Origin of the sequence: Segatella maculosa OT 289, assembly GCF_000243015.1 — a bacterium.
GTDB lineage: Bacteria > Bacteroidota > Bacteroidia > Bacteroidales > Bacteroidaceae > Prevotella > Prevotella maculosa.
On record NZ_JH594504.1, the window covers coordinates 205,220 to 223,130 of the forward strand.

Consider the following 17,911-nt stretch of genomic DNA (forward strand, 5'->3'; position numbering starts at 1 on the left):
TGAAATTGCACACTAATATGGCTGAGATTGCACGGTGAAATGGCTGAAGTTGCATGGTCGTTCGGTTTAGGTTGCTGCGTAACTTTCATCTTTAAGGATGCGCTCGTCATAGACATGGTGTTCGGTTTTATCGTGATGTGGATACCAAACCTGCGCAAAGAAGGGGTTAAGGCGGGCCTCTTCGTCATAGTTCCAAGGCATGGGAAGGGTCTTGGGGCTCCAATGTCCGGCCAGCAGCACCAGTGCCGGGGAGGCCTCGAACACGTCTCCTTGGGCCGAACGCCACGTGAGTTTGGTAGCCATGTCGCCCTTTGTCATGGTCTCGGAGAGGCATTCTCCTCCACGGAAGAGGGCAGCCTGACGCATGTCCTCAATGCCCAACTCGGCCTCGGGCTTGCTTTCATCATAGCCATGGTCAAGCAATTGCATCTCCATCGAAGGCTTTTCCAAGGCGAATTGCTCCCACCCCGGTATCTGTTGCCATGCTTCCCGGCTGCCGAAGAAGGCGTGAATGCGGTCTTCAACATTGTGTTTCAGCCAGAAAAGTGTGCCGAATGGCTTGTTGGCAACGGGCTTGAAAACCATGTTTTTAATGGCCCATGACGGCACAAAATGGGCAAATTTCGTACTCATCGGGGCCTTTTCTTTCATCTCACTGATGAAGTCTGCGACGCTTCCCGTACGGAAATGCAGGTAGACTTCCAGCTTATCGGAGTCTGAAAACCACTGTCCATGGAAGTTACGTGTGGCAAACCAGCGCGGTTCGAACAGCTTTTCAATGCGTCCCATGCCCAAGGCTCCGAAGCACATGTTCATAAATTGCCAGTTCACCGTGCGGTATTCGGCTCCTCCACCTATATTATATACATGCCTCCAGAACGCTTCCGGCACATCGGGATCGCAGACATTGGCCAAGAGTCGGCCTGAATCTTCGGCCGTAACCCATTCAAACACGCCGTTGAGTGGCTCATGAAACATGATGGGGTCAAGGTTGTTGAGCATCTCGGGATAGAGAATTCCGGTCTGACGCATCGAGACCCAGTACTTAAGACCTGCTTCAATGACCTCGCGTTCGGCCAGAACTTTCGACAAGGCATAGAAGTCATAGACGCTGATTTTGATGGGGTCGCCTGCCCGTCCCCAATGAATGGGTGCATTGCGGCCGCCGGTTTCGGCCACGGTTCCGATATAAACGAGTTTGATGTTGTTGGGATCGGGCTGCGCCTTGATGGCTTTGATGATGTTTTTTACGGCTGTGACGTTCACTTCGAGCGTGCGTTCGGGGTGATAATCGGCCGCCGGAGAGACCAATCCTCCCACATGGAGCACCACATCTGCGCCATTGACGCATTTCAATACGTCGGCGTAGGCGGTGAGATCTCCGTAGACCACGCGCACACCTTCCAGCTGCTCATAAGGTGCAATGACCTTTCGGTCGTGCTCGGTGGGGAGCACGAGCAAGGTCAGGTTGTAGATATCGAGATGCCTGACGAGTTGTTTCAGGCCTTCATGTCCCATGTGTCCGGTGGCTCCGGTCAGGAAAATATTTTGCTTTTTCATTAGGGTTTGATGTTGATTTGACGGTTAAGCACGAACGAAGCACGCTGCATGATGTGCTCAGACGAATTGCCTATGTTGACCGTATAGCTTCCCTTGTCGGCCACCCAAGCTTGGTTTTGCTCAGAGAATGAGGCAAGGTCTTCGGGAAAGAGTGTGAATGAGAGCGTTTGAGCCTCTCCCGGACGGAGCAAACGCGTCTTGATGAAGCCCTTTAATTCCATTCGTGGCTTGTCAATCTTTGTCGCCGGGGCACTAAGATAAAGCTGCACGACCTCTTTTCCCGGCCTCTTTCCGGTATTCGTTACCGTGACCGTGGCCGTGAGTTTGTCCTTGAATGCGTTGCTGTTCAGCTTGAGCTGCTTCACGGCAAACGTGGTATAGCTCAGTCCATAACCGAAAGGATAGGCCGTAGGAACGCCCTTTGAGGTGTAATAACGATAGCCCACATAGATGCCTTCATTGTAGATTGTGCTGTCAGGATAGCTGATTGGCACGCCCGGGAAAGCCGTTGCGGAAGGCACATCGCTGTAGCGCACGGGGAAAGTCTGCGCAAGTTTGCCCGAAGGCGTCTTCTCTCCGGTCACGACAGAAGCCAATGCACGGCCTCCTTCCTGCCCGGGTAACCAAGCAACGAGAATGGCATCAGCTTGGTCGCGCCATGAAGTCACGTCGACAACACCATCAATGTTGAGCACAACGATGACTTTCTTGCCTTGCGCATGAAAGGCCTTTGCGGTGTTGGAAATGAGACTTTGCTCTGCATCACTCAACAGATAGTCGGTCTCAACCTTGCGATCGGCCCCCTCACCGGCATTGCGTCCGATGGTAATCAAGGCCGCTTCAGAAGCCGAAGCCATCTGTTTCAGCTCGCTTTCCGTCCATGTTTTCTCGGGCAGATTATCGATTTTCTGCAGTATGTTCGTGCGTTTTGGCAGCTTGGCTTTCTCATCTGCGATGTGTCGGACATAGGTATTGAAAAGCGTTTTTTCAATCTTATAGCCGGCAATTTCAAGGCCTTGGGCAACCGATATAGCGTAGGCTTTGGCCACTTCACCGCTTCCTGTGCCACCGATATAGGTGTCGAATGCTGAATTTCCCAACAGGGTGAGACGGCCTTTTGGCAAGGGTAGCGTTTGAGCATCGTTCTTTAACAGCACGATTCCCTCCTCGGCAACCTGCCGAGCCATGGCTGCATGCGCTTTCAGATTGGTGTGATTGGAATACTGGTAATGCTTGAAAGCAGGACATTTGAGGATTAATTGCAGAATGCGTTCCACGTTTTTGTCGATGTCGGCCTCTGTAATCTGTCCGCTTTCCAATGCAGTCTTGATGCGTTTTGTCTCGGCTTTACGCCCCGGCATGAGCAAATCATTACCTGCCTTGAGCTGATTGGCATAGTTGCGTCCGGCAAACCAGTCGGTCGTCACCATGCCCTTAAAGCCCCACTGACTACGCAACACATCGGTAAGCAGCCATGGATTCTCCGAACAGTAAGTGCCATTGATTTTGTTATAGGCACTCATGACCGTCCAAGGCAACGCTTTTTTAACTGCAATTTCGAAGCCTCTCAAATAGATTTCACGGAGGGCACGTTGCGAAATGACGGCATCGACAGAGGAACGGCTTGTTTCTTGATTGTTGACGGCAAAGTGTTTGAGGCTCGCGCCCACGCCGTTGCTCTGAATACCCTGAACAATGGCCGCTCCCATGATGCCCGAAAGCAGCGGATCTTCGGAGAAGTATTCATAGTTTCGCCCACAAAGTGGGTTACGCTGGATATTAACACCGGGCGCCAACAGGATATCAACGCCGTAATCCCTCACTTCTTCGCCCATGGCTTCGCCCATCTTGCGAGCAAGCTGTGGGTTCCATGTCGAGGCAACGATGGTTCCTGTGGGGAATGCGGTGGTATAATAGCGTCGTGAATCGCCTGCGCGCAGGGTGTCAATTCGCAATCCGGCCGGGCCATCGGCCATGACAATAGCGGGAATGCCCAGTCGGGGAATGGCAAATGTGGTACCAGCTGCACCGGGAACCACGCTACCTATGCTGCCGGCCACGGGACCATTGGTGTTGGATATCAACATGCCCGTGCCATGAATGAATTCTAATTTCTCTTCGATCGTCATTGCTTTGATGACGTCTTTAATGGGAGACTTGCCCAATTGGGGAAGATTGTCGGCTGATGCGCCCCGGAATGTCATTGCACAAAAGGCAACGAGTGCGAAGCGAAAGGTGGTTTTGATGTTCATATTTAATAAAGATAAGTTTTGATATAGAAAAGAATGTCATGTATGATGTTGAGGAAACGACCTCAAGGTTGCTCATAAAGCCGCACGGGACCAGCCAGTCCTTCGGCCGCAAGCCCTCCGTTCTTCTTCAACAGTTTGAAGAGTCGGTCGCCGTTGAGCCCACGTTTCACCAATGCATTGTAGAGCGAAGGCTTGAGAGTCACTTGGAAAGTGTTTTCACCGCGGCGAAGATAAGGTGTAATGTCAAAAGTATAAGGAGCATAAATGCGTTTACCTACCTCATGACCATTGATGGACAGCGAGGCAACATGATACACCTGACCCAAGTCGAGGACGTAATGCTTCTTGCGATTGATGGGTAATTTCGTTGTCAATGTATAGATACAAGGACGCGCATTGTAGCATAACACACTGTCTGTGCGCCAATCACACAACGCATAGTCCGTACGTATGTAGGCCGAAACGGCCCCCTGAGCGTCCTCATTCCTATCCAAGCTATCGATATGAATGGTCCATCTCGACAGCTCACAAACGAGTTTTGCTCGCTTGGGAGAGAAGTCTGCGGCGACTTTCGCCGTAGGATTTACGCTTGTTTCCATCTTTATCGGCTTGTCACTGCTTAACAGGAAGGCCGTAGAAAGTGGTGCAAAGGTATGATGCAGCGCCTGATTGGCATCTAATCTGGCCGGTGTCATGCTGCCATCTTCGGCATTCAGCCAATAAAAATACTTGTGCGTGGTGTGGTTTCTGACTTCCAGTGTCTGCCATTGCCGGCTTTCGTTCCAATACATCTGCAGGATATTGCCATCTTCCTGAATGCGACGTGTCTGTCGGAAACAGTCTGTCGGGGATTTACTTTCCAAAGGAACAGGCAACAAGGCAAGTCCTTCTGCACCATCTTTCACGGTGGGTTGGGTCGCCAGATTACGCATAGCCATGCACAAAGTACTGTCGGCTTTCTGCCAATCATGGTAAGAAGGCTGCAGTTTCGGCAACGCCCCGTCTGCGATGATGCGTGCTCCGGCGGCCGCCAAGCGAGGCAGTTGCAGTGCAGTTTCAAGTTGCATGTAAGGCAGATGATAGAGGATAAGCCCCTGATAGCGGTTGCCCCGAATAGCGATTGTGCTGTCAGAAGCCACCTGTGCGGCCTGCAATGACTCGTCATTCACCCAATCCCAAGTGATACCTCGGGCATTGAGTTTGTCAATAAGCGGCCACAATTGCTTCAACCATTTAGATTCGGTCTCAGAATTGAAAGGCCTGCTGTCATCCTTATCCAGTTCGGGCTCCGTTTCGGGAAGACAGCCCCCGATAAGCAGTTCTTTAGGATTATAGGCATCTTCAGGGAACTTCAAGAAAGGATAGTAAATCAACACATCGGCCTGTGGTTTACCGCATCGAAGCAGGTATTGTGCACGTTGGGTATAGCTGTTGATATCGCGGAAGTCGGCCCAAAAGGGATTCTGTTCACTGAAGAACGTCGAGAAGTTCACGCCTAACGAACTATTGAAAAACGGATACCAGCCTTCTTTGGGATAGCCATCGGGGAAGTAACTATAGGGGGTTCCGTGCCAGATGATTTGATTGACACCGCTTGTGAGCACTTTGTCCACCGTGATCTTCAGCTTCTGAGGCGTAGTTAAGAAAACACGGTTAAAGAAAACGGCGGTCTCACAACTGATAATTGGGCGATTATAAAGATGAGCACCTGACGAAATGATTTTATAACCGGCTTCACAAGCCTTTGAAAAAATCATCGTTTCAGTCTCGGGAATGGAGACATCGCCGGTAGCTCCTATCATATCCATGCTGAGTCCATAAGTTTGCGTGCGATGCAACATGCCCCGGCTTTCCAACCAACGTGTCGATCCTTTTAAAAGATGTTGTCGTAGCAAATCACTGAGGGTGAGATCGTAGTCATAGCGCAGCCGCCAATCGTTGTCATCAAAGGCAAACAGCGGTTGATTCCCGGGATGTGCCATTCGTTCATACATGTTGTTATAGCCATACCAAATGTTGGCAGGAAGAAAGGGCACGGGATTATAGCCGCGGTTCTTCTTGAATGTGGCGATAAAGTCATCGGCGAAGTGGCGATTGGCACGGAACTCGTAGCTGTCATTAAAGAGTGCACGGAGCGGATGGCCCATATAAGGTTCTAATCCGGTTCGTTTACCGAGGTAATGTTCATAGTTCTTGGCCACAACCGTACTGTCGAAATGGTTCATGGCAAAGCCTACATCGCGGCTTGCCATCAACATTGGCTTCTCCATGTCGGCCATCTGCCAGAAAGCAAGCAGTTTATAACCTCGGTCTTTCACGGCAGTAACGACCTTTCCGTCTTTCACTTCCGCCGTAATATCTTTCACACTGTTTCTATCGAGCAGCAGGGTTGAATCGGCTTTTCCGGTTGTTTTGGCAATCACTACAGCCACAAGCCGGGCCGACGGACAGTCTCCTCGCTGCGCACGGGGGACGGATACGGGCATATAGTTGCCGGGAATAAGGTCTGCAATGCCCACTTCTAACGTCTGATTATTCTCTTGTTCCGTGATATGTGCACCGCCGGCAGGCCACCCACTGCCATCGGTGAGGTCTACAGTGAGCCCATATTGCTTTGCAGTTTGCATCACCACAGCAAGGTTCTTATAGTAGGCCGGTGTGTCATAGCTCATGATACGGTCGGCACGCCCCTTCCCTTTGCAGGGCATAACAAGAGACATGGGTTGTATTTCGACACCACCGAGATGCTGTTCGGCAAAGAGTCGAATTTCTCTTTCCAGTTCTTGCGGCGTGACATCATTGCCCGGCCACCACCAACGCGTGTAAGGAGCATACTCCAATGAAGGGTTTCGGAACGCCACTGAACTGAAACTCGTCGGGTGAAACCATGAATCGGCAGCCATGACAGAGGCTGACAGCAGGCCCGAAATGGTAAGAATGGAGAAAAACTTGTTCATATCAAAAGCATTAGACGATAATCTAAAGCTGCAGGTAACCCTATTTTAGTTACCTGCAGCTTTTGTGTTAACGAAATTAGGGATAGGAATAGGCCTGCCTAAACGTTATTTCTTTTCAACAAAAGGCTTGCCGGTAACATCAAACATGTCGTTCATGCTTCCCGTGACGGTCTCACCTTTGTCCTTGTCAAGGTAAAGAGGCACATCGAAACCCTGTCCGTTGAAGTTCACGGTCATGGTCTTTGGCTCGATAACTATCTTGGTAAGCGGTGACATTCCACTTCCGTCAGTACCTCCGATAGTCCCTTTATACTTGCCATCTGCGGTTTTTTCTACCACTAATAGCATCTTGGCATCACCCGTAGGGAGTCCTTCTACCAAGAGTTCCCACTTACCGAGGAAGAATTCTTCACCGGTCTTGTCTGCCTTACTCGCGGTCTGTGCGAACGCGCTCATGGTCATCATCATCACGAGCAGCATCAATACTACTTTCTTCATAGCTTCTTGTTGTTAGTTATTAATATTATTGTTAGAAATTAAAGCTTGCTGAGACCTCTACGCAACGTGGACGTATCTGCTCAGCCACGAAACCTTTGCCGATCATTTGGCTTTCATTGGTAATCTGTTCGCCACCAACAAGGGAGCCTTGTACGCCTTTTTGGTTCAGCAGATTGCGCACTTGGCCTTTCAAACTGAGGTTACGGTTGACCTTCCAATCAACACCTAAGAACGTTTCCCACCAGCCCTTATAAGATATGGTGTTTGTCTTATTGCCGTATTGCTTGCCGAAATAGCGCGCACTGGCCCATATTCTCACGTCGCGGTTGCAGAGATAATAACTCGGATCGAGCTCAATGATCACCTTCGAAAGGGTCGGAATAATCTTATCATCATAGCTGTAGCTTGCCGAACCATCGGGCGTTGAATAGGCATAGTTCTTATATTTCGGGTTCTGAAGCGTCAACAAGGCATGCATGTTGAAGTTACCTATGGACGACATCACGTCGGTTGTCCAGCCTAATGTCTTGATGTCGTAGGTAATCGGATAGATATTGTACTGTCCCAGAGCTGTATATAAATTCTCGGACGTAACAATATTATGCTTGTTGATGTAGGTTAGCTTGGAAACCAGATTGATATACTGTCCAAGATTGAAGTAAATACCGCCACCGGCATACATTACGCTTTCGAAATGGCTGAACAACTTGTTTCGCAATGGGTAGTTGGCATCCTTAGGTGCGCCGAATGCGTTCTTCTCCGCATAGTCGGTGTAGGGAGAATAGTAGCGGTTATAGGTAGCCTCAGCCATCAGACCGAACGGTTTGGTGAGCTGTGCAAGGATATTTCCAGTCAGTACATAGTTGAACTTGGCGTTTGTCTTATACACATAGTCGTCGATAGCATCGGGATGTGCAGCCTTCATGGCGGCAAAGTCGCTGTAGTTCTTGTTGGGATAAGGGAACGTATGGTTCTTTCCGGTCTGCATTTCCAACCGAGCACCCACACCTCCGCTGATGATTTGGCTCAAACGGAAATCATCGGCAAGGTAAAGCGCGGTCTTACTGGTGAATGCACGTGAATAAGACCCTGTTCCACCAAGGCAGAATGTCTGTGTCACGCCGGGATAAGCAGGCAAAAAAGAGAGCAAACGCGGGTGGTTCTCCACAGTTTGCACGTAGGTTCCGGTCTGTTGCAGTATGGGAGCGTTGTAATACACATAGGTCAGGCCAAGACGCATGTTATGTTGCCCGAAAGACTTGGTCAGTTCGCCTTTCGACATGAACTGGTTGATGCCCACTTGGGGGTAGTATTGCGATGCAATCATCTGCACCGCACCTTCATAAGGCACGACCGAATTCGGCAAATAGAGCTTGGCTCCGCCGAAAGCATCGTCGGCTTTGTCATAGATGTTCATGCTGATAGGATACTGCATCGTGAGGGCGACCTCGGAGTGCATGTACATCATCGACCACTTCAGCTTATAGTCTTCCCCAAAGCGATGGTTACCGTAGAGATAGAACGCGTGGCTCACGTTCCGAGACACTGAATCTGCACCCATTCTTGCCATTCGTTCCTTCCCCGTATAGAAGTCAATGTAAGGGAACAAGCCGTTTCCAACGATATAAGAGTCCCTTCCGGGGTCGAAACCGTTGAAACCTTCGGTCTTTCCATTGCCCAAATAGCGATACGGAGTGTATGAACCTGTGATGGGACGGGCCATGGCATACTTATAAAGCAAGCCCACCTGACCACGCTCATACTTCTTGTAAACACCGGCTTTGAAGCTTTCATAGCGGTCTTGCCAGTTGGCAAACTGAAGGTTATCGAATGATCCATGGTTGTAAATCTCGCTGGCCGAGAGTGAAATTCCCCAGCCCTTGCCTATCGGCGTGCTGATGTTCAGGTCGTAAGCTGCATTACCTTCGCTCGAAAAGTTCACGCCACCATAGCCACGGAACTTGCGTCCGGGTTCGCGATCAGAGGAAGTTACGATGTAACCCACCTTACCATATTGCAGTGCGCCCTCTGAAAAGGACATCACGCCCATGGCTCCAAGCGAGGAATCATAGCGCCAACAGGTCGTAGGTATCTGTGTCCAGAAGGTATAGACCACGGGCAAGTCGTTCTCATTGATGAGAATGTCGCCCGAAAAAGGCAGACCAATATTCAGCGTACGTGGCGTAGAGCTGTCACCTGCGCCCAACATGACATTACGTCCTTTCACTTCTTTCCCGTTCACGTTGGAAACGTTTGCCACCACCGAGTCTTTCTTCTCGGAAGAAAGGCTCTTTACCTTTGCAGCATGAAGGCTCATCGAACTAAAGATAAGCACACCTGTCAGCAAGAAGCTGCCTTGTCGGCAACTCATGTTCTTTTTTCTAATTTCAGACATTATTCAGGTTCTTTTAAAAGTTAGGTTATATGATGTAATTATTTGCCGCAAATGTAAAACTAATATTCAAAACGTCAAAATTACGTTTTAGTTTTATTTGCAAGCTGTTTCCCTGCTATTATCACGTAATATTCTGTGTTTTAGAATATTATATACAATCCTTTGATTTACAACATACAGAAAATTTATCATTAATTAAGTGTTAGTTATATTTATTTTACACTTCTCAGTGTGGTTAATCCGCTTATTTTTCATAGCCTAATCACGGATAATCGCATCGAAAATCCGCATAGAGCCGATGCAAACAGGGGCGATGTCTGCGTCATGTGCCATGCGTTCGGGTAGATAGAAGCCTGCAACAATTTCTATTAATTATCTGTAATGCGCGGCAATATTGTCATAAAAACTTTGTAACTTTGCTTCAAACGAAAAGAAACATGGACGGAAATCTCAGTCATTTATTCCCCATATCCATAGAAGAAGCACGCAAGTTCGTCAGAGAAAGCCCTAAACTCTTCTATCATAACATCAGTGTTGACATCGTAATCATTGGTTATCACGAACGTTCGCTGAAGGTTTTGCTGGAGAAACCACAGTTCAGCGCGCACGAATGGATGCTTCCGGGGGGCTACATACGGCGGAATCAGACGGCAGAAGAGGCCGCTCAGAAGGTGGTGCAAGACAGAACGCGCCTGAAAGGCCTCACATTGCAGCAATATATGGTCTACTCTGCACCCGAACGCACATGGGGCAAGCAGAACAACATAAGGAAGTTGTTGGAGAATGCAGGAATAGAGATAGATGACGACTTCTGGATGTTCGACAAATTCCTGACCATCGGTTTCTTCGCCCTGACAGAATACGCGCAAGTGAAGCCATCGGGCGACCTCTATTCCGAGGAATGCAAATGGTTTTCACTTGACGAGATGCCGCCACTCATCTTCAATCACCGCCAAATGATAGCAGATGCGCTCCACCGTCTCCGCCATCATGTTGTCTTTCATCCCATCGGTTACTCGCTGTTGCCCGTCAAATTCACCCTGCCGGAGATACAATCGCTTTATGAAACCATCTTGGGTAAGAAGCTTGATGCGCGAAACTTTGCGAAAAAACTCACCAACCTCGGCATCATTGTCAAGACAAACGAAACGCGAAACATCGGTGCTCACCGCTCACCTTATTTATATATGTTCGATAAAGTGAGGTATGATGAGTTCCTTGAGCAGAATGAAGCCCTGATATTATAGCCGCCTTTCATTCGGAGTGTCACGTTCCAACATTCCAATCTCACCCATTTCACCGCGTAATATGGCCTATATTGCACGCTAATATGGCTGAGATTAGTGCGCAATATGGCTGGGATTGAAACACAAGGCACAAGTCGTTGATTATCAACATGGCCGACACACAAAACCGTTTGAGCGAGTGTAGGGACGCACGGTCCGTGCGTCCGCTTAACCAAATATGTGCATTTGCTGGGCATTCCCCCGGAACGGACGCACGAACCGTGCGTCCCTACATGCCTCTTGCTTACAAATCAACTTAATAATAGGACTAATCCTAAAGGTCAAAGGTCAATGTTCAAAGTTTAAGGTCTGCCAATCCTAAAGTTCAATGTTCAAATTTCAAACTTCAAAGTCTGCAAATCCTAAAGGTCAAAGTTCAATGCTCAAAGGTCAATGTTCAAAGGTCAAAGTCAAGGTCCCTACATTCAAACGCCGGTCATTTGGCGCAGCAACAAGGCCGAGAAAGCAGGCCATTCCAATAAATAAAAAAGATTATTTTGCGTTTCGTCTTTTTTCCATTAACTTTGCATTCATATTCAAAAAGACGCAAAACATGGAACAGGATTTCTTGATTTACAATACACTCACACGCCGTAAGGAGTTGTTCAAGCCGCTGCATGCGCCCAATGTGGGCATGTATGTCTGCGGACCTACCGTCTATGGCGACCCACATCTGGGGCATGCGCGGCCCGCAATCACCTTTGATGTGGTGTTCCGTTACCTGAAACACTTGGGCTACAAGGTGCGCTACGTGCGCAACATCACCGACGTGGGCCACTTGGAACATGACGCCGACGAGGGAGATGACAAGATTGAGAAGAAAGCACGGCTGGAACAGTTGGAGCCGATGGAGATTGCGCAGCACTATACCAACCGTTATCATGCGGCAATGGAGGCACTCAACGTGCTTCCTCCATCGATTGAGCCTCATGCCACGGGCCATATCATCGAGCAGGAAGAGCTGGTTAAGGAGATTCTCGACAATGGTTATGCCTACGAAAGCAACGGAAGCGTCTACTTCGACGTGGAGAAATACGACCAAGCACACAAATATGGCATCCTTTCGGGGCGCAACCTGACGGACATCGTCAACAACAGTCGCGCGCTGAACGGCGTGGGCGAGAAGAAGAATCAGGCAGATTTCGCCCTTTGGAAGAAGGCCCAGCCCGAGCATATCATGCGTTGGCCGAGCCCATGGAGCGTAGGTTTCCCCGGTTGGCACTGCGAATGCACGGCCATGGGACGGAAATACCTCGGCAACCACTTCGACATTCACGGCGGCGGCATGGACCTTGTCTTTCCACACCATGAATGTGAGATTGCACAAGCCGTGGCCAGCCAAGGCGATCAGATGGTGCGCTACTGGATGCATAACAACATGATCACCATCAACGGGCAGAAAATGGGAAAGAGCCTCGGCAACTTCATTACCTTGGAGCAGTTCTTCAACGGCACACACGAGAGTCTTTCGCAGGCCTATTCGCCGATGACAATCCGCTTCTTCATTCTTTCGGCGCATTACCGCGGCACGGTCGACTTCTCCAACGAGGCATTACAGGCGGCCGGAAAGGGATATGAACGGCTGATGGACGCCATTTCCGACCTCGACCGCGTGCCCGTGAGCAAGCAATGTGATGCAGAAACCGACAAATTCGTGCAGTCATTGCGTCGCCGTTGCTATGATGCCATGAACGACGACCTGCAAACACCGCTCGTCATCAGCTATCTTTTCGAGGCTTGCCACCTCGTTCATGCACTTCTCGACCATAAGGCTGAAATCTGTTCCGCCTGCTTAAAGGAGTTAAGTGACGTGATGCGGCTCTTTGCTTTCGACCTTCTCGGTCTGAAAAGCGAGAAGGCGGCCAACAATGCAGCCCGCGAAGAGGCCTACGGAAAGGTGGTTGACATGGTACTTGACCTGCGTGCCAAGGCAAAAGCCGAGAAGGACTGGGCCACCGGCGACAAAATACGCGACGCTTTGGCTGCGGCCGGCTTCGAAGTGAAAGACACCAAGGACGGTGTCACATGGAAATTGAACCGGTAAAGCCCTTTTCTTCGATTACAAGCAGTGTCATTTTGACGCCAACTTGCGCCATGTTGTCACACAACAGTATGGGGCACGCGTTTTGTGCAAGGCTGAACAAAAACATAATCGGAGGAAAATAAATGACATTTGACAAGTACACTATCAAAGCACAAGAGGCCGTTCAGGCCGCAGTGCAAGCCGCACAGCAAGGCCGTCAACAGAGTGTTGAGCCCGTGCATCTGCTGGTCGGCATCGTTGATAAGGGCAAGGACATCGTCAATTTCGTGTTCCAAAAGCTCGGTGTCAACGCACAAAGCATTGCCATGGCACTGCAACAGGAGTTGCAACACCTGCCGAAAGTGGACGGCGGTCAGCCTTATTTCAGTAATGAAACAGCCGGAGTGTTCAGTGAGGCCGAGAAGATTTCGGGGCAATGGGGCGATGAATTCGTTTCCATCGAGCCGCTGTTGCTGGCCTTGATGAAGGGAAATAACACCGCAGGACGCATCTTAAAGGATGCCGGTTGCACTGAAGATGCGATGCAAAAAGCCATAGAAGAGTTGCGACAAGGGCAGAAAGTGCAGTCGCAAAGTGGCGATGAAAACTATCAAGCCTTGGGCAAATATGCCATCAATTTGGTTGAACGTGCGCGCCAAGGTAAGCTGGATCCCGTCATTGGAAGGGACGAAGAGATACGCCGGGTGCTCCAAATTCTGAGCCGAAGAACCAAGAACAACCCTATATTAATAGGTGAACCGGGAACCGGAAAGACCGCCATTGTGGAGGGTTTAGCCGAGCGAATCATGAAAGGAGACGTGCCGGAGAACCTCAAAAACAAGCAACTTTACTCGCTTGACATGGGACAACTCGTGGCAGGAGCGAAGTATAAAGGTGAGTTCGAAGAGCGTTTGAAAGGCGTCATCAAGGAAGTTACCAATGCACAAAACGTCATCTTGTTCATCGATGAGATACATACGCTCGTCGGAGCTGGCGGAGGTGAGGGTGCAATGGACGCTGCCAACATTCTCAAACCGGCCTTGGCTCGTGGCGAACTTCGGGCAATCGGGGCCACAACCTTGACGGAATATCAAAAATATTTCGAGAAGGATAAGGCACTCGAACGCCGCTTTCAGATGGTCATGGTCAATGAACCTGACGAGTTAGATGCCATCAGTATCCTGCGAGGATTGAAGGAACGGTATGAGAACCACCATAAGGTAAGGATACAAGATGATGCTTGTATCGCGGCCGTAAAGCTCTCCGAGCGTTACATTTCCGACCGCTTCCTGCCCGACAAAGCCATTGATTTGATGGATGAAGCGGCTGCAAAGCTGCGCATGGAACGTGATTCTGTACCCGAAGAGCTTGATGAACTGGAGCGAACGTTGAAGCAGAAAGAAATCGAACGACAGGCTATTCTGCGCGAAAACGATACGGAGAAGATTGCTTTCTTGGAGAAGGAAATCGCCGAGCTCAAGGATAAAGTGAAGACGTTCCGGGCACGTTGGGAGGCACAGAAGGGCGAAGTGGACAAGATTTCGCAGCTGAAAGAACAAAAGGAAAACCTGAAACGCGAGGCCGAACAGGCCGAACGCGAGGGCAATTACCAGCGTGTGGCCGAGATTCGCTACGGTGAAATGAAGCAAATCGACGACGAAATAGAGCGTCATCGCAATGAAATCAGCAAGCAAGAAGGCGAGTCCTTGATCCGAGAAGAGGTCACCGCGGACGACATTGCCGAGGTTGTTAGCCGCTGGACCGGCATTCCCGTGAGTCGAATGTTGCAGAGCGAGCGCGACAAACTGCTCCATTTGGAGGAAGAACTCCATAAGCGTGTCATCGGACAAAACGAGGCCATAGATGCCGTTTGCAATGCCGTTCGCCGCAGTCGGGCCGGACTTCAAGACCCGAAACGACCGATAGCATCGTTCATTTTCCTTGGAACAACGGGCGTGGGAAAGACGGAATTGGCGAAAGCATTGGCCGAATACCTCTTCAACGACGAGAACATGATGACGCGAATCGACATGAGTGAGTATCAGGAAAAGTTCAGTGTGACGCGCTTGATTGGTGCTCCTCCGGGGTATGTTGGCTACGATGAGGGCGGACAATTGACCGAAGCGGTGCGCAGAAAGCCCTATAGTGTGGTGCTATTCGACGAGATTGAGAAGGCCCATCCCGATGTTTTTAACACGCTATTGCAGGTACTTGACGATGGAAGATTGACCGATAACAAAGGCCGTTTGGTGAACTTTAAGAACACAATCATCATCATGACGAGCAATGCTACACGTGAACAGCTCACCCATTTGATGCGTCCTGAGTTCCTGAACCGCATCGATGACATCATCACCTTCCACCCGTTGACGAAGGAAGAGATAGGAAAGGTGGTCGAACTGCAGCTGAAACGCGTGCAAAAGATGCTCGAACAACAAGGCTTCATGCTCCATTGGACGCAGCAAACCATCGACGATTTGGCCGACTTGGGCTATGACCCTGAGTTCGGAGCACGCCCTGTGAAGCGCGCAATTCAAGACTATGTGCTCAATGATTTGAGCCGAAAGATCCTCGAAGGAAAGGTAGGCAAGGAGGTAACGCTGGGGAAAATAAAAAAGTAAATACCCGCCCCGGCCCTCCCAAAGGGAGGGAAAGCGACCTTCAAGACTTGTAATAGGCCCCGATATCGGCAGCAATGCTGGTATCGGGGCTACTATTTAGCGACCGTGATACGTGGGGACATTCTGATTTTAACGCAGGAAAACCGTTGAAAAACTTGCGGAATTGAAATAGAATACGTATATTTGTAACATTCAATACCCGCTTGTCAGACAATTGAAAGCGGGGCATAAGTGAACGAATCATGATACGGATATTCCTCTTTTCACTGCTTTTCATGTTGCCACCTTGTGCAAGTAATGCGAGAAAGTCGGCCATGTCTGCTGTCATTCCGCCCCAGAAAAGCAGGCGGCCCAGCGTGTCTTGCGAAGAAAAATTAAGGCAGCTCGTGCTGTCGTGCACGAATTTCAAGACGCCTTTTGATAGGAAAAGCATGCACGCAGAGGTTGAAGAGGAACGCGAGAACGGGGTTTACGTCATTCGATTGTTTGCATATTCAGATGGAGAAAACAGCACAAGCACGCAAGGTTGGATTGTTCTTGACACCGAAAAACACTTACTCAAAGACATAACCTATGACCCTGACGCACCCGTTATCCTCAACTATGACAAGGAAAAATATAAGGACTACGTAGCAGTTTGCTTGGAAAGGGCACCGACGGCCAAGCCTGAAGGCCTTGAAACGCTTGACGAGCGGCTTCCTCTCATTCATTTTCCATTTGAATATTCCTATGATTTCATCATCGACTTGCCCGGAACAGTCGCACCAAGCAAGGCGCTCGTACCGCTTCTGAAGACATTCGTAGACGCAGAAACGGATTTATCGAACTGCCATATCGCCCGACTCCCGTCGCTTGATGGCTATGAATTGCTTTTGATTTGCGGTACAGACCGGATCGGCGAGGGCCGTTTCTTCCTTTGTTCCTTGGACAAAACGCACAAACTGACAGATAGGTTGCTCATCTACACTGCCAAGAATGTCTATTGGAAAGGCCAAACCGCGAACTGTTATCTGCATTATTCCATCGGTCATCAGGGGATTTCCCTCAAGAAAATGATTGCCATGCCCAACAAGAATATACCGGTGGACAGCAAGAACTACGCTTTTTCGAAGGGGAAATTCAGGTTGGTCAAATAACAATATGGCCTATCCTCTTATACAATAAGGTATATGTACGACACATGTCGAGGCCGACCTACAAGACTAAGACGGCCTTGATACATGTAGACATGAATAAGAAAATCGTTTATTGTCAATCTTACAAAATATGGTTTACAGCAATTTACAAGCCCAAGATGCAGATTATCACTACATGATTGCGCAGGCAACAAAAGCTCCATCGGGGCATAACACGCAGCCATGGCTGTTTGAAATCAAAGAAAACGAAGTCATCATCAGGCCCAATCTCCGCTATCGACTGCCGGTGGTCGACCCCGATGAGCGCGAAATGTTCGTGAGTCTGGGCTGTGCTGCAGAGAATCTGTGTCTCGCAGCAACAGAGAAAGGCTATCAATCCCATGTCTCTGTGACGGCAGAAGGTGTGATTTCCATTCGCTTGGAGAAGCAAACAGCCCTCGTTTCCGACCCTTTAGCGACACAAATATCCGTCAGACAAACTACACGTGGCCGCTATAACGGACAGCTGATTGCGCCGGAAACGATTGCCATCTTGCAGTCTACGGACTGCGATCCGGCTGTCGGTGTGCATTTCTTTCAGCGGGGAACGGCCGAATTCGACACCATTGCGCAGTATGTTTACAAGGGAAATGACGTGCAAATGAATGACACTGCCTTTATGAATGAACTGAAACAATGGATGCGTTACAACAAGAAAGACAGTCAGCGAAGCCGCGACGGACTCAGTTACGCCGTGTTCGGGGCACCCAATCTCCCGCGTTTCATCGCGAAAACCATCATCTCTAAGTCAATTAATGCTAAGTCGCAGAACAAGAACGACAGCCAATGTATCGCCTCATCAAGCCACTTTTTGCTCTTCACCACACGTCACAATACGCCTCAAGAGTGGGTGAATTTGGGCCGAACCCTCGAACGCTTGCTGCTTCATGCCACTGCATTCGGAATTCGGAATGCGTTCCTCAATCAGCCCAACGAGGTCGGCGGACTCGCCGAAAAGATGGCCGAGAGCCTGCATCTCCATGACGAGACGCCCACCATCCTCATCCGATTGGGTTATGCGAAGCCTCGTCCTTATTCGATAAGACGGCCTGTCTGCGAAGTATTGTTGCCGAGATAACAGGCGGAAGCAGGCCCGTGTGCCCCTCCGTTTCCCCTTTGACATAGGTGCGAAACCGTCATATTA

Annotated in this window: 10 protein-coding genes; 5 read left to right on the plus strand and 5 right to left on the minus strand. The window is 49.6% G+C overall.

The window, feature by feature from the left end; all coding sequences use genetic code 11:
• Nucleotides 1-66: 66 nt before the first annotated feature.
• The 5 genes from HMPREF9944_RS08210 to HMPREF9944_RS08230 all read right to left on the minus strand — a co-directional run bounded on the left by HMPREF9944_RS08210 (nucleotide 67) and on the right by HMPREF9944_RS08230 (nucleotide 9,662).
• Complete coding sequence (locus tag HMPREF9944_RS08210; RefSeq protein WP_008565694.1) at nucleotides 67-1,560, minus strand: NAD-dependent epimerase/dehydratase family protein; 1,494 nt, start codon at nucleotides 1,558-1,560, stop codon at nucleotides 67-69.
• On the minus strand, nucleotides 1,560-3,812 hold the full coding sequence (locus tag HMPREF9944_RS08215; RefSeq protein ID WP_008565696.1) for a glycoside hydrolase family 3 N-terminal domain-containing protein: 2,253 nt from the start codon (nucleotides 3,810-3,812) through the stop codon (nucleotides 1,560-1,562). The genes HMPREF9944_RS08210 and HMPREF9944_RS08215 overlap by 1 nt, the downstream gene beginning before the upstream one ends.
• A gap of 62 nt (nucleotides 3,813-3,874) precedes the next feature.
• Nucleotides 3,875-6,769 (minus strand): glycosyl hydrolase, encoded by a 2,895-nt coding sequence (locus HMPREF9944_RS08220; protein ID WP_008565698.1) that lies wholly within the window; start codon nucleotides 6,767-6,769, stop codon nucleotides 3,875-3,877.
• A gap of 105 nt (nucleotides 6,770-6,874) precedes the next feature.
• Nucleotides 6,875-7,267: a hypothetical protein gene (locus tag HMPREF9944_RS08225; RefSeq protein WP_008565699.1), complete on the minus strand. Its 393-nt coding sequence runs from the start codon at nucleotides 7,265-7,267 to the stop codon at nucleotides 6,875-6,877.
• 31 nt (nucleotides 7,268-7,298) lie between these two features.
• Nucleotides 7,299-9,662 carry a porin family protein gene (locus tag HMPREF9944_RS08230; protein ID WP_008565700.1) on the minus strand — a complete coding sequence of 788 codons (2,364 nt, stop codon included), beginning with the start codon at nucleotides 9,660-9,662 and terminating at the stop codon, nucleotides 7,299-7,301.
• A 437-nt stretch (nucleotides 9,663-10,099) separates the two neighbouring features.
• Between HMPREF9944_RS08230 and HMPREF9944_RS08235 the strand changes: the two genes are divergently transcribed.
• The 5 genes from HMPREF9944_RS08235 to HMPREF9944_RS08260 all read left to right on the plus strand — a co-directional run bounded on the left by HMPREF9944_RS08235 (nucleotide 10,100) and on the right by HMPREF9944_RS08260 (nucleotide 17,845).
• Nucleotides 10,100-10,909, plus strand: coding sequence for an NUDIX hydrolase (locus HMPREF9944_RS08235; protein WP_044113528.1), 810 nt, complete (start codon nucleotides 10,100-10,102; stop codon nucleotides 10,907-10,909).
• Nucleotides 10,910-11,501: 592 nt separating this feature from the next.
• The gene (gene cysS, locus HMPREF9944_RS08240; RefSeq protein WP_008565702.1) at nucleotides 11,502-12,992 is read left to right on the plus strand and encodes a cysteine--tRNA ligase; all 1,491 of its coding nucleotides are present in this window, start codon (nucleotides 11,502-11,504) and stop codon (nucleotides 12,990-12,992) included.
• Between the two features lie 122 nt (nucleotides 12,993-13,114).
• Nucleotides 13,115-15,592 carry an ATP-dependent Clp protease ATP-binding subunit gene (locus HMPREF9944_RS08245; RefSeq protein ID WP_008565703.1) on the plus strand — a complete coding sequence of 826 codons (2,478 nt, stop codon included), beginning with the start codon at nucleotides 13,115-13,117 and terminating at the stop codon, nucleotides 15,590-15,592.
• 242 nt (nucleotides 15,593-15,834) lie between these two features.
• A complete protein-coding gene (locus HMPREF9944_RS08255) occupies nucleotides 15,835-16,728 on the plus strand; it encodes a hypothetical protein (protein WP_244861138.1) in 894 nt (297 codons plus the stop codon).
• Between the two features lie 130 nt (nucleotides 16,729-16,858).
• The gene (locus HMPREF9944_RS08260; RefSeq protein WP_008565706.1) at nucleotides 16,859-17,845 is read left to right on the plus strand and encodes an Acg family FMN-binding oxidoreductase; all 987 of its coding nucleotides are present in this window, start codon (nucleotides 16,859-16,861) and stop codon (nucleotides 17,843-17,845) included.
• Nucleotides 17,846-17,911 lie beyond the last annotated feature (66 nt).

Coding starts and splice junctions, on each gene's coding strand:
- cysS (WP_008565702.1), top strand. CDS start 11,502: ATGGAACAGGATTTCTTGATTTACAATACACTCACACGCCGTAAGGAG.
- HMPREF9944_RS08255 (WP_244861138.1), top strand. CDS start 15,835: ATGATACGGATATTCCTCTTTTCACTGCTTTTCATGTTGCCACCTTGT.
- HMPREF9944_RS08215 (WP_008565696.1), bottom strand. CDS start 3,812: ATGAACATCAAAACCACCTTTCGCTTCGCACTCGTTGCCTTTTGTGCA.
- HMPREF9944_RS08245 (WP_008565703.1), top strand. CDS start 13,115: ATGACATTTGACAAGTACACTATCAAAGCACAAGAGGCCGTTCAGGCC.
- HMPREF9944_RS08230 (WP_008565700.1), bottom strand. CDS start 9,662: ATGTCTGAAATTAGAAAAAAGAACATGAGTTGCCGACAAGGCAGCTTC.
- HMPREF9944_RS08210 (WP_008565694.1), bottom strand. CDS start 1,560: ATGAAAAAGCAAAATATTTTCCTGACCGGAGCCACCGGACACATGGGA.
- HMPREF9944_RS08225 (WP_008565699.1), bottom strand. CDS start 7,267: ATGAAGAAAGTAGTATTGATGCTGCTCGTGATGATGATGACCATGAGC.
- HMPREF9944_RS08260 (WP_008565706.1), top strand. CDS start 16,859: ATGGTTTACAGCAATTTACAAGCCCAAGATGCAGATTATCACTACATG.
- HMPREF9944_RS08220 (WP_008565698.1), bottom strand. CDS start 6,769: ATGAACAAGTTTTTCTCCATTCTTACCATTTCGGGCCTGCTGTCAGCC.
- HMPREF9944_RS08235 (WP_044113528.1), top strand. CDS start 10,100: ATGGACGGAAATCTCAGTCATTTATTCCCCATATCCATAGAAGAAGCA.